Below are 12,728 nucleotides of genomic sequence, written 5' to 3' on the forward strand. Positions count from 1 at the left end.
CGGTCGCTTCGCGTCCTCGCTCAACGACCAGAAAGGATCAGTGCATCGTGGGGATGACGAAGCTGGCGCCTTCGCGGACGCCGGCGGCGGGCCAGCGGCTCGTCACGGTCTTGGTCTTCGTGTAGAAGCGGAAGGCGTCGGCACCGTGCTGGTTGAGGTCGCCGAAGCCGCTGCGCTTCCAGCCGCCGAAGGTGAAGTAGGCGATCGGCACGGGGATCGGCACGTTCACTCCGACCATGCCGACGTTCACCCGGGCCACGAAGTCGCGAGCCGCGTCGCCGTCGCGGGTGAAGATGCCCACGCCGTTGCCGAACTCGTGCTCGGACGCCATCCGCAGGGCTTCCTCGTAGTCCGCCGCGCGGGCGATCACGAGCACCGGTCCGAAGATCTCCTCCCGGTAGATCGACATGTCCGTCGTGACGCGGTCGAACAGCGTCGGGCCGAGGTAGAACCCCTCCTCGTGACCGTCCACGGCGAAGCCCCGACCGTCGGCGAGCAGCTCGGCACCGGCATCGATGCCCTGCTGGATGTAGTCGGTCACGCGCTCGACGGCCGCGCGGTTCACGAGCGGGCCGTAGTCCATGCCGGGCTCGAGCGAGGGGCCAACCTTGAGCGCGGCCACGCGCTCGGCGAGCTTTGCGGCGAGCGCGTCCGCAGTCTCCTCCCCGACCGGCACCGCGACCGAGATCGCCATGCATCGCTCCCCCGCCGAGCCGTAGCCGGCGCCGATGAGGGCGTCGGCGGCCTGGTCCAGGTCGGCGTCGGGCATGACCACGAGGTGGTTCTTCGCCCCGCCGAAACACTGTGCGCGCTTGCCGTGCGCGTTCGCGGTCGTGTAGATGTACTCCGCGATCGGAGTGGATCCGACGAAGCCGATCGCGCGCACCCGCTCGTCGGTGAGCAGCACGTCGACGGCCTCCTTGTCGCCGTGCACGACATTGAGGATCCCCGCCGGCAGGCCCGCCTTCAGGAACAGTTCGGCGATCCGGACGGGCACCGAGGGGTCGCGTTCGCTGGGCTTGAGGATGAACGCGTTGCCGGCGGCGATCGCCGGGCCCATCTGCCAGAGCGGGATCATCGCGGGGAAGTTGAACGGGGTGATACCGGCGACCACGCCGAGCGGCTGGCGCAGCGAGTACACGTCGATACCGGTGCCGACGCCGGTGGAGTACTCCCCCTTGAGCAGGTGCGGAGCGCCGACGCAGAACTCGATCACCTCGACGCCGCGCTGGATGTCGCCCTTGGCATCGTCCAGCGTCTTGCCGTGCTCGCTGGAGAGCAGGGCGGCCAGGTCGTCCATCTCATCGCGGATCAGCTCGAGGAAGCGCATGAGCACACGCGCTCTCTTCTGCGGGTTGGTCTCCGCCCACGCGGGCTGAGCGGCCTCGGCGTTCGCGATCGCCGCACGCACCTCGTCCGCGCTCGCGAGCGGAACCCGCGCCTGCACGGCACCGGTCGAGGGATCGAAGACCTCCCCCCAGCGTCCCGAGTTGCCGGAGACTTCGGATCCTCCGATGAAGTGAGTGATGTCGCGGACCATCGTGTGCTCCTGGTTCTGCGTCGTCGTCGACGCTGGATCCAGATTACATGGTCACCCATGTAATTAGGAGGTCTCCCATGTAATTCATCGACACCTGGCGCCGAGTTCACCTGCCGGTCACCTTCGGCCCGTACAACGGATCGTGCGCGGGCCGCAGACGCTGACCGGATCGGGTGCTCGTCTCCCCGCGCCACGGGATGCGCCCGGCAATTCCTGCTCGGGCGCCCACGCGGTCACGAACCGCAGAACCCCCGCCGAATCGGGTCGGCGGGGGTTCCCTCGTGTGCGGGCGGCGTCAGTCGCTCACTGCTCCCAGGCGACCTGGGGATCGCCCTTCCCGAAGTCCACCGTCGGGGTGTCCAGGGACCCGCCGAACGTGACGGTGTACGTCTGGCCGTCGCTGCCCTGCAGGCTCATGTCGACGCCGATGTAGTCGTATGCAGAGACGACCGTCGGCGCGGATCCGCTGCTCTCCGGTTGCAGGGCATCGAGTTTCGCACTGCCGTCCACGGTGAGCGTGCGGGTGACCGTGCCCTCCACCGGGCTCGCGCCGGAGAGGTCGATCGCGGTGATGTCCATGCCGCACGGCGTCGCCAGGGTCTTCATCGCCACGCACGCCTCGACGGCCGTGCGCACGAGCGAACGGAACTCGGTGACGCCGGCATCATTGAGCTTCGTGTGCACGTCGTACAACGCCGAGGCGTCATCGGACGACGCGATGGCGAAGGTCGAGTCGCCATCGATCGAGAAGTACTTCGAGTCCATCGCGATCTCGTAGGTGCCGGGGAAGACATATGCGTTGCTGATCTCGGCCGTGGGAACGTCGTTGAATGTCGCATCCAGGCCGCGCAGGCTGTCCAGCGAGATCGGCGTCACGCCGTTCGCGATCTTCCAGGTGTCCTTGTCCTTGTACACCTCGTACGTCGTCGACACGGTGCGCCCGCCCACCTCGAACGTCGCCGGGACGGTGGCGGCGTACTTGCTCTCGCCGCCCTTCTGCACCGAGATGTGGCTGAGGCCACCGAGCTTGTCGGAGGCCTTCAGCACCGAGTCGGTGAGCAGCTTCTTGTCGGGGACGCTCTCGAGATAGCCGAGCGCGGCCTTCGCGTCACTCTTGGAGACGGCCGTCAGGTACGCCTTCACCGTGTCTGCCGCCGTCACCGAGGAGCGGGTGAGAGCCGGCACCACGAGCAGGGCGACGACCAGGATCGCGATGATGAGCACGGCGACACCGCCACCGATCAGGCCCCAGAGCAAGCCCTTCGACGACTTCTTCGGCGGCTGCGCACCGCCGGCCTGGCCCGGGTAGGGCTGACCGGGCTGCGCGCCATAGGGCTGTCCACCATAGGGCTGGCCCGGCTGGCCCGGCTGGCCTGGATAGGGCTGGCCCGGGTACTGCTGGCCCGGCTGGCTGGGATACTGCTGGCCCGGCTGCGCACCGTACGGCTGGCCGGGGTATGCCTGCCCGGGCTGCGCCCCGTACGGCTGCGCGGGCTGCCCGGGATACGGCTGTCCGGGTTGTGCACCATAGGGCTGACCTGGCTGCCCCGCGTACGGCTGATCGGTCTGCGCGCCGTACGGCTGGCCTGGCTGTGCGCCGTACGACTGATCCGGCTGCCCCACGTACGGCTGATCCGGCTGCGCGCCGTACGGCGGGCCCTGCTCCGCTCCCGGCTGTGCCGGCACGGGCTGACCAGGCGGCGGGAAGGCCTGCTCCGGTGCGGGATGCGACTGCTCCGGAGCGACCGGAGGCACGGATGCGGTGTCCACCGTCTCGCCGTCTGCCGCCGCCGGCGGTGGCGGAGTCGGATCCTGCGACCCGGTTCCGAAATCGAGCTCATGTCCGCCCTGCGGCGGTTCCCCCTCTGTGGCCATGGGTTCAGACTAGCGAGCGGCCCGACCCAGATCGATGGGCAGAACTGCCCCGCTCTCGGTGAACTCCGGCACCGCGCACGTCGCGATGACGCGTCGGCTACAGCGCGTGGATCCGCCAGCTCGCGGCATGCGCCGCACCGGGTTCCAGCACCACGAGGCCGGCACCGGAGTTGAACGCATCGGGCGCGCAGGTCATCGGCTCGACCGCGAGTCCGCGCCGGTGCGTGGCGTGATCGTCCGGGGTGTCCGCGGTGTGGATCTGCACCCACGGGCAGGCCGCATCCCAGGTGAGGGCGACGCCGCGCTCACCGGCGCGCAGCTCGACCGTCGTGGATCCGCCCGTCTGCGACAGCGCCGTGAACGCGTGATCGATGAACGTGGCCCCGATCCGGCGCGGTGTGCGGAAGTCCCAGTCCGGGTACGCCTCGACCGATTCCAGGGCGACCGGACTGAGCCGATCCGGTGTGACGGTGAGCACCGCCGCGGCGGGCAGCAGCAGGGTCCAGCCGTCGACGGGCGGCACAGCGGATCCCGTTCCTCCCGCGGCATCCGCGATCGGGGCCGGCTCCGCCACCAGATACGGGTGCGGACCGGTCCCCCACGGCGCCGCGTCGACGCCGAGGTTGCGCCCGGTCACGGTCTGCGTGAGCCCGTCGGCGCCGAGGCGGTACTCCACCTCGACCTCGACGCGGAACGGATAGCCCGTCTGGGGTTCGATGGTCGTGGCCAGCACGACGCGATCCTGATCCACGGTCCGATCGGCGAACTCGCTCCACGCAACCAGCCCGTGCAGCGCCTGGCCGCGCTCCGGCTCGGTGAGCGGCAGCCGGTGCTCGACCCCTCCGAAGGAGTACCGTCCGTCGACGATGCGGTTCGGCCATGGCGCCAGCGTCGCGCCGCGGTACCCTGGCCGCACCTCGTCGGCGTCGAACGGCACGACGAGATCACGCCCCTCGAACCGCAGCGCGCGCAGGGTCGCCCCGACGGACGCGATGTCGGCCTCGTAGCCGTGCGCCGCGATGCGCAGCTGCCGGCCGGAGCGAGGCTCCGCCACGGTCACAGCCCCTGGGCGAGGCGGTAGTACGCCTGGTTCCAGCGCACCTGTTTCTGGAACTCGCCCAGAGTGGTGCTCTCGTCGATCACGAGAAGCTCGACCTCCGCCATCTCGGCGAAGTCGCGGAACGCCTCGATGCCCACGGCCGTGGACATCACGGTGTGGTGCGCGGCACCAGCGGTCAGCCACGCAGCCGCCGAGGTCGTGAAGTCGGGCTGCGGCTTCCACACGGCGCGGCCGACGGGCAGCTTCGGCAGCGCGGCGCGCGGCGCGACGTTCTCGACGACGTTGGCGGTGAGGCGGAACCGGTCGCGCATGTCGCTGAGCGCGACGACGACCGCGGATCCGGGATCCGCGGTGAAGACCAGACGCACCGGGTCGTCCTTGCCGCCGATGCCGAGCGGATGGATCTCGAGCGTGGGCTTCCGCGTGGTGAGCGAGGGCGAGACCTCCAGCATGTGCGCACCGAGGATGAGCTCGTCGCCGGGGGTCAGATCGTAGGTGTAGTCCTCCATGAGGCTTGCCCCGCCGGGCAGGCCGGCGCCCATGACGTTCGCGATGCGGACGAGCACGGCGGTCTTCCAGTCGCCCTCCGCGCCGAAGCCGTACCCCTCGGCCATGAGCCGCTGCACGGCGAGCCCCGGGAGCTGCTTCAATGCGCCGAGGTCCTCGAACGAGGTGGTGAAGGCGCTGAATCCGCCCTCCTCCAGGAACGCGCGCAGACCAAGCTCGATCGCCGCGCCGTCGCGGAGCGACTGGTGCCGCTCCCCTCCCCGCCTCAGCTCGGGGACGACCTCGTACAGCTCCTCGTACTCGGCGACGAGCGCGTCGATGTCGGTCTCGGCCGCCGCGGCGACGGCTTCGGCGAGCTCGTTCACGCCCCAGGTGTTCACCTGCACGCCGAAGCGCAGCTCGGCCTCGGTCTTGTCCCCCTCCGTCACCGCGACGAAGCGCATGTTGTCGCCGAAGCGGGCGAGCTTGAGGTCGCGGCTCGCGGCGAGACCGGCCGCGGCGCGCTGCCAGGTGCCCAGCTCGCGCTGCACGCGCGGATCGGACGCGTGCCCGACGATCGTCTTGCGCGGCACACCGAGCCGGGTCTGGATGTATCCGAACTCGCGGTCGCCGTGCGCGGCCTGATTCAGGTTCATGAAGTCGAAGTCGATGTCGGCCCAGGGCAGCTCGACATTGGCCTGCGTGTGCAGGTGCGCGAGCGGCTTCTGCAGCGCGTCGAGACCCGCGATCCACATCTTCGCGGGGCTGAAGGTGTGCATCCAGGCGATCAGGCCGATGACCTTCTCATCGGCATTGGCCTCGAGCGCGGTGCGCTTGATGGCGGCCGCGTCGGTGAGCACCGGCTTCCACACGATCCGCACCGGCACGTCGCCGGCCTCGTCGAGGATCCGCGCGATCTGCTGCGACTGATCGGCGACCTGCGCGAGAGTCTCGGGGCCGTACAGATGCTGGCTGCCGGTGAGGAACCAGACCTCGTAGCCGTCGAGTGAGGTGGTGAGTTTCGGCATCATTGGCCTTTCTGTGTGCCGGTCGTTGAGCGAGGAGCGAAGCGACGAGACGAAACGCGGTTTCCGCGGGAGGCTGCGTTTCGTCTCGCTCCGCTCGCTCAACGACCGGATGGAAGGGAGTTCACGGCGGCGGTCTCGATGGCGAGGCCGGCGCGGTAGCGGTCGAGGTAGGCGGCGAATCCGGCGACGTCGTCAGGATCCGGATCCGCCACGGCGATGTCCGCCGAGGCGAACACCTGCCGGTCGAGGTAGTCGCCCAGGCTCCGTTCGCCCGCGTGCGCGAGGTACGACGCGAGGACCGCGATCCCCCACGCTCCGCCTTCGGACGCCGCCTCGCCCACCGCGACGGGCGCGCCCAGGGCACCGGCGAGGAAGCGCTGCGCCACGCCCGCGGTGCGGAACATTCCGCCATGGGCATACATCCGATCGAGCTGCACGCCCTCCGCGGCGAGGGTCTGCATGCCCAACGCGAGCGTGCCGAACACGCCGTAGAGCTGGGCGCGCATGAAATTCGCCAGGGTGAAGGCGCTGTCGGGGGTGCGCACGAGAAGCGGTCGTCCCTCAGTGAGTCCGGCGATCGGCTCCCCCGCGAGGTGGTTGTAGGCGAGCAGTCCGCCCGCGTCGGCCTCACCCGCGAGTGCCTCGCGGAACAGCGCCTCGAAGGCGGTGTCGTCGCTCACGGGCGCGCCGGCCGCGATGGCGAAGCGAGTGAACAGCCCCGCCCAGGCGGCGAGCTCGCTCGCGCCGTTGTTGCAGTGCACCATGGCGACGGCGTCGCCGGCCGGGGTCGTGACGAGGTCGATCTCGTGGTGCAGACCTTCGAGCGGTCGTTCGAGGACGACCATCGCGAAGATGCTCGTTCCCGCGCTGACGTTGCCGGAGCGCGGGGTGACCGCGTTCGTGGCGACCATGCCGGTGCCGGCGTCGCCCTCAGGCGGGCAGAGCGGGACGCCGGCCGCGAGGGATCCGGACGGATCCAACAGCAGCGCGCCCTCGGCGGTGAGCGCGCCGGCGTCGGCGCCGGCGGGCAGCACCGCGGGGAGCAGTGCGGTCAGGGGTGCGGGGAGCCGGCCGGCGGCGAGGGTGTCGTACGCGGCGACCATGGCGGCGTCGTACTCGCCGGTCTCGGAGTCGATCGGGAACATGCCCGAGGCGTCGCCGACGCCCAGCACCCGGCGGCCGGTCAGGCGCTCGTGCACGTACCCGGCGAGGGTGTTCACGCTCGCGATCCGCGGCCCGTGCTCCTCGCCGTCGAGCATGGCCTGGTGCAGGTGCGCGATCGACCAGCGCAGCGGGATGTTCACGCCCAGCAGCTCCGTGAGCTCCGCCGCCGCGACCGCGGTGCTGGTGTTGCGCCAGGTGCGGAACGGCACGAGCAGCTCGCCCTCGGCGTCGAAGGCCAGGTAGCCGTGCATCATGGCGGAGATGCCGATGGCTCCGACCGTCGTCGGCCGCACGCCGTAGCGGTCGTGCACGTCGGCGACGAGCGTCGCGTAGGCCTCCTGGAGGCCCGCCCAGACCTCGTCGAGGCCGTAGGTCCACAGCCCGTCCTCGAGGCGGTTCTCCCAGGATGAGGATCCGCTCGCGAGCACGACCGCCGGATCGGATCCGATCAGGCACGCCTTGATGCGCGTGGATCCCAGTTCGATACCGAGGCTCGTGCGGCCGGCGAGGATGTCGTCGCGCGCGCTCATCGGCGGGCGTCCGTGTTCTGCCCGTAGACGTTCTGGTACCGGTTGTAGAGGCTGTCGATCGCCTCCTGCGGGATCGGGATGAGCGGCCCCGCCTCGCGGGCGAGGTGCACCGTGCGCGCCACGTCCTCGACCATGACGGCGGCCTTGACCGCGTCCTTCGCGTCCACGCCGATCGTGAACGGTCCGTGGTTCTGCATGAGCACCGCACGGCTGCGGTGCCCACGCAGAGTCTGAACGATCCCGCGGCCGATCGAGTCGTCGCCGATGATCGCGAACGGGCCCACCGGGATCGGCCCGCCGAACTCGTCGGCCATCGCCGTGATCACGCAGGGGATCTCCTCACCGCGCGCCGCCCAGGCCACGGCGTAGTCGGAGTGGGTGTGCACGACGCCGCCGATCTCGGGCATGTTCCGGTAGACGTACGCGTGCGCGGCGGTGTCGCTCGACGGGCTGCGGTCGCTGCCCGGGCTGCCCGGAATCGCCGTGCCGTCGAGGTCGCAGACGATCATGTTCTCCGGAGCGAGGTCGTCGTAGCCGACGCCGGAGGGCTTGATCACGAACAGGTCGCCGCTGCCGTCTTCCGAGAGCCGGACCCGGCCGGAGATGTTGCCGCCGGTCCAGACCACGAGGCCGTAGCGCACGAGCTCGGCGTGCAGCCGGGCCACATCGGCGCGGACGACGTCGATCGCCTGCTCGACGTCGGGGGCGAAGATGGCCATTCGGATCCTCTCGGGTGGCGCCCGGAGTTCCTGGGCTACTGTGACCGGTCACGGCAAGTCTGACATCCCTGCGCTCGGTCCGTCAAGGGCCGCGGGGACCGGGCTCGTTGCACGCTCTCGGAACGACGCGATCCCCTGGCGGTCGCACTCCTGCCGTTCAGGTCGCACTCCTGCTGCTCAGGTCGCACTCCTGCTGCTCAGTTCGCACTCCTGCTGCTCAGTTCGCACTCCTGCTCCCCAGGTCGCACTCCTGCAGTTCAGGTCGCACTTTCGGCTCTATCGAGGCCCTCCAAGCCGCAGAAACTGCGACCTGAACGATGGAAGTGCGACCTGAGTGGGGAACGTGAGCCGGCGCAGACGCCGAAGCGGACGCCGGGAGCCGGCGTCCGTTCGAACCCGGGCGCACACGCCGACACCGCGGCCGGGGGCGCACACGCGAAACCGTCGTCGGGCGGGGGTTCAGAAGCCGAGCGCGCGCCGTATGCGGCCGAGCAGCTCAGGCGGATCCGCAATGAGCTCCGCCGTGACCTCGATCACCGTCCACCCGGCCGCGCGAAGTCGTGCCAGCCGCTCCACGTCCGCGCCCCAGCTGTTCGCGTGCACCCTCCCCAGGTATTCGATCGCCACCTTCCGCTCCGGGTAGACCATGTCGACGCAGCCCAAGAACGTCGAGCCGTCGAACAGATCGACGTTCAGCAGCGGCTCGGGCAGCCCTGCGGCGACGATCAGGCAGCGAAGCTCGGACTCCCGCGGCGACCAGGAGTCCTCTCGGATCCACTCGATCGCCTCGCGCAGCATCGGAGCCCCGAGGCGTCGTCCCGCACCGATGTCGGCGCGGAGCTGAGCGACGGTCGCCAGAGGCGGCTTCCCCGCATGCGGACGCCCCACACCGGGCCGCCACATCCGGCAGAAGCAGTCGCCGAGAGCCACCAGCGCGAACAACGGCAGGTGCCCCATCTGCGTCCAGGTCGAAGCAGGCGAGGCGACAGGAACGCCGAGATCGGTGCGCACCCGGACGAATCTCGGATCCCCGCGATGGCGCTCGACGCCCACCGCCCGCACGAGCGGCCCCTCGCCGAGGGTGCTCACGTGCACGCCGACGACGCGATCCTCACGGACGATCGGCAGCGGGCCGCCCCACAGCGCCGCAGCCGTCTCGTGGCTGAAGTACTGACCAGGCCGCAGCCGCGGTGCGTACGCCAGCGCCTGCTCGACGCGGATCCGTCGTTGTGCGGCGAAAGGATCCTCGTCATGGTCCGGCACGTCGGCGGAGCGGCGAGTGCGCAGGCCGGAGTAAGGCCGGAGCAGGTCGGAGCCGCGCAGCCGTCCGGCCCGCACTCCGAGGGCCCGGGCCTCGCCGACAGCGAACGAGGAGCCGAGTGCATCAGGGAGCGGTTGGGAGCGAGACACTCCCCCACCGTGTCAGGATCGTCGCCCGGCGTCGAAGGTTATCCACAGGCTCTGTTGGGCGCGGCGACCGCCGTGCTGACTATCGGATGCTTCAGGTCGCACTCCTGCTGGTCAGGTCGCACTTTCGGCTCTATCCGGATCCCCGAGGCCGCAGAAATTGCGACCTGGATATCCGGCGGACAAAAATCGCGACCTGAGCGAACGGGGCCGTCCGCAGATCGAGGGCACTCAGGCCGACGGCGGAACCACCGGCTCAAGGGCGCTCAGGCCGAGGGCGGAACCACCGAATCGCGGGCGACCAGGACGGGGGCGATCGGATCCGTCGAGCCGGATACCACGGCCGCCGACGCACCCGACGCCCCCGCGCTGCCGGCACCGGGAGCACCGGATCCGCTTTGCGCGATCACCTGCGCGACCGCACGCCGCGCGAGCTCCTCGAAGTCCTGTCGCACGGTCGTGAGCGGCGGCCAGGCGTACGCCGCTTCGGGCACGTCGTCGAACCCGACGATGCTGAGCTGCGCCGGAACGTCCACTCCCGCCGCGCGCAGGCCGCCGATCAGGCCGAGCGCCATCTGGTCGTTCGCGGCGAAGACCGCGGTCGCGCGGGAGGCGATCACGGCCGCCGCGGCCTCATGGCCCGAGCGCGGGCTCCAGTCACCCGCGAAGACCGCGCCGGCGGGCAGACCGCGCGCCGCGAGCTCCTCGGCGAAGCCGGCGGCCCGCGCCTCGGCCTCGAGCCAGTCCGCCGGGCCGGCGAGGTGTGCGATCCGCTCGTGTCCGGCGTCGGCGAGGGTCGCCACGGCGAGGCGCGCGCCCGCCCGCTGATCGACCGAGAAGTCGGCCCGCTCGGCGGCGTGCAGGATCACGACGGGGGTCCCGATGCGCAGCGCGTCGAGCACGTCGAGCGTGCGCGCATGCGGCGCGAACACGATCATCCCGTCCACCGACTGCGCGCGCAGGTGCTCGATCGCGTCGCGGACGGAGGCCTCGTCGCCGGAATCGGCGAACGCCGCGGTGATCCAGTACCCGGCCTCGCGCGCTGACGCCTCGATCGCCGCCATGCTCCGCGAGGGGCCGTATTGCAGGGCATCCGAGGCGAGGACGCCGATCGTACGCGTGCGGTGCGTGCCGAGCGCCCGCGCGGCGTTGTTCATGCGGTAGCCGAGCTCCTCCATCGCCGCTACGACGCGGGCGTGCGTGTCGGGTGCGACGTCCGGATGATCGTTGAGCACGCGCGACACGGTCTGTCGCGAGACGCCCGCGAGCGCAGCGACCTCTCGCACTCCGGCGGCGCGCTGCGGCTTCGACTCACTCACGCCTGCGAGTGTACGGGCCCGGCGCCGACCGCCGACGACGAGGCCGGCACGCGGCGTCACGGATCCAACGTGAGGAGGAACCCTTCCCAGCGAACGCTTCAGGTCGCGATCCTCGCGTTCAGGTCGCAGTTTCTGCTCCATCGAGGGGCTCCACGCAGCAGAAAGTGCGACCTGAACCCTGGGCCCCTCCCCTGGCGCCCGAACGCCCGGCGCACGCACCCGGTCCGCGGGCACGGTCCGAGCACGCGAACGCCCGAGCCGACGCCGGAGCGCCGGCGCCCGAACGCCTGGCGCCCGCCACAGCCAGACTCGTCCCGGCACTACAGCCCGAGCCGCTCCAGGTACGCGTTGCGGAACCGGCCTGCCGGATCCATCCGCGCCGCGAGCGCCGCGAAGTCCGCCCAGCGGGCGTAGCGGCGGCGGATCTCGGCCGGTTCGAGCGTGGCGAGCTTGCCCCAGTGCGGACGGGCGGTGTCGGGCAGCGCCGCCTCGATCACCGGCAGCAGCGCCTCGACCGCGGGCTGGTCCCGGCGCCAGGTGAAGTGCAGCCCCACCGCGGCCTCGCCGTACGACGAGCTCAGCCACAGGTCGTCGGCGGCGACCGTGCGGATCTCGTTCACGAGCAGCAGCGGTGCGATCCGGTCGGCCATGGCGCGGATCGCCTCGATCGCACGCACCGCATCGCGCCGCGGCACCAGGTACTCGCTCTGCAGCTCCTCGCCCGCCGAGGGTGTGAACGCCAGCCGGAAATGAGGCAGTCGTTCATGCCAGGGTCCGGGTCTACCGAGCTGCGGAGTGCACGCCTCGCTCGGGGCGCCGAGGATCGGGTGCCGCTCCACAACCGCCGGAGTGGTTCCGAGCTGAGCGAGCAGTTCTTCGTCGAGAGCGACGCCGCCGACCCGGTTCTTCACCCAGAGCTGGTCGGCACGGTCGCGGTCGGTCCAGCGGCTGAACAGGCTGACGCTCGTGCCCAGCGCGGTGACCCGGTCGAAGTCGGCCAGCACGGCGTCCCACGCCGGCCCCTCGTGCACGGTCTGCGCCACGTCGTACGCCGGCTCCACCTCCAGTTCGAGCTCGACGATCAGGCCGAGCGCGCCGAGCGACACGACCGCTCCATCGAAGTCCGCGTCCCCCCGGCGCAGAGTGCGCTCACCGTCCGGGCCTGCGAACGTGAGCGAGCGCACAGCCGTGGCGAGGGATCCGGTCGCATCGCCCGACCCGTGCGTCCCGGTGGAGACGGCGCCGGCGACGGAGATGTGCGGCAACGAAGCGAGGTTCGCTAGCGCCAGCCCGCGGCGTTGCAGTTCGGCGCCGAGTTCGCCATAGCGGATACCGCCCGGCACACGCACGGCATCGGGCGCCGTCTGCTGCACCTCGGCGGGCATCGCGGAGAGGTCGATGAGCGTGCCCGCGGTGTCGGCGATCGCGTTGAAACTGTGCCGGGATCCGAGCGGGCGCAGCGAGCCCGCGGTCGCGAGCGCATCGTGCAGTTCGTCGCGGTTGCGCGGGCGGGCGATCCCCGCCGCGCCGTAGTGCAGGTTGCCGGCCCAGTTCGTCCCGATGCTCATCGCCACATCATAGAACCCGCTTACATCGATAG

Annotated in this window: 9 protein-coding genes; all 9 read right to left on the minus strand. The window is 70.8% G+C overall.

The features are described from left to right. Positions 1–37: 37 nt before the first annotated feature. The 9 genes from AB4078_RS09370 to AB4078_RS09410 all read right to left on the minus strand — a co-directional run bounded on the left by AB4078_RS09370 (position 38) and on the right by AB4078_RS09410 (position 12,696). Complete coding sequence (locus tag AB4078_RS09370; RefSeq protein ID WP_441976888.1) at positions 38–1,540, minus strand: CoA-acylating methylmalonate-semialdehyde dehydrogenase; 1,503 nt, start codon at positions 1,538–1,540, stop codon at positions 38–40. Positions 1,541–1,843: 303 nt separating this feature from the next. After that, positions 1,844–3,415: a hypothetical protein gene (locus AB4078_RS09375; RefSeq protein ID WP_441976889.1), complete on the minus strand. Its 1,572-nt coding sequence runs from the start codon at positions 3,413–3,415 to the stop codon at positions 1,844–1,846. A gap of 97 nt (positions 3,416–3,512) precedes the next feature. Beyond that, positions 3,513–4,469: an aldose 1-epimerase family protein gene (locus AB4078_RS09380; RefSeq protein WP_441976890.1), complete on the minus strand. Its 957-nt coding sequence runs from the start codon at positions 4,467–4,469 to the stop codon at positions 3,513–3,515. A gap of 2 nt (positions 4,470–4,471) precedes the next feature. Further along, entirely contained in the window at positions 4,472–5,989 is a 1,518-nt protein-coding gene (gene araA, locus AB4078_RS09385) for an L-arabinose isomerase (protein WP_441976891.1), read from the minus strand. A gap of 98 nt (positions 5,990–6,087) precedes the next feature. After that, positions 6,088–7,683 carry a xylulokinase gene (locus AB4078_RS09390; RefSeq protein ID WP_441976892.1) on the minus strand — a complete coding sequence of 532 codons (1,596 nt, stop codon included), beginning with the start codon at positions 7,681–7,683 and terminating at the stop codon, positions 6,088–6,090. Next, entirely contained in the window at positions 7,680–8,402 is a 723-nt protein-coding gene (locus AB4078_RS09395) for an L-ribulose-5-phosphate 4-epimerase (protein ID WP_441976893.1), read from the minus strand. Before AB4078_RS09395 ends, AB4078_RS09390 begins: the two co-directional genes overlap by 4 nt. A 459-nt stretch (positions 8,403–8,861) precedes the next feature. Further along, positions 8,862–9,812: an endonuclease domain-containing protein gene (locus AB4078_RS09400; RefSeq protein ID WP_441976894.1), complete on the minus strand. Its 951-nt coding sequence runs from the start codon at positions 9,810–9,812 to the stop codon at positions 8,862–8,864. A 263-nt stretch (positions 9,813–10,075) separates the two neighbouring features. Beyond that, entirely contained in the window at positions 10,076–11,128 is a 1,053-nt protein-coding gene (locus AB4078_RS09405) for a LacI family DNA-binding transcriptional regulator (protein WP_441976895.1), read from the minus strand. Positions 11,129–11,448: 320 nt separating this feature from the next. After that, positions 11,449–12,696 carry a D-arabinono-1,4-lactone oxidase gene (locus AB4078_RS09410; RefSeq protein WP_441976896.1) on the minus strand — a complete coding sequence of 416 codons (1,248 nt, stop codon included), beginning with the start codon at positions 12,694–12,696 and terminating at the stop codon, positions 11,449–11,451. Positions 12,697–12,728 lie beyond the last annotated feature (32 nt).

The sequence above is a fragment of the Microbacterium sp. 2MCAF23 genome (assembly GCF_052115565.1).
Lineage (GTDB): Bacteria > Actinomycetota > Actinomycetes > Actinomycetales > Microbacteriaceae > Microbacterium.

Bases quoted from the DNA above. Each gene is read 5' to 3' on its own strand.
- AB4078_RS09375 (WP_441976889.1), bottom strand. From the start codon at position 3,415: ATGGCCACAGAGGGGGAACCGCCGCAGGGCGGACATGAGCTCGATTTC.
- araA (WP_441976891.1), bottom strand. From the start codon at position 5,989: ATGCCGAAACTCACCACCTCACTCGACGGCTACGAGGTCTGGTTCCTC.
- AB4078_RS09410 (WP_441976896.1), bottom strand. From the start codon at position 12,696: ATGAGCATCGGGACGAACTGGGCCGGCAACCTGCACTACGGCGCGGCG.
- AB4078_RS09370 (WP_441976888.1), bottom strand. From the start codon at position 1,540: ATGGTCCGCGACATCACTCACTTCATCGGAGGATCCGAAGTCTCCGGC.
- AB4078_RS09390 (WP_441976892.1), bottom strand. From the start codon at position 7,683: ATGAGCGCGCGCGACGACATCCTCGCCGGCCGCACGAGCCTCGGTATC.
- AB4078_RS09395 (WP_441976893.1), bottom strand. From the start codon at position 8,402: ATGGCCATCTTCGCCCCCGACGTCGAGCAGGCGATCGACGTCGTCCGC.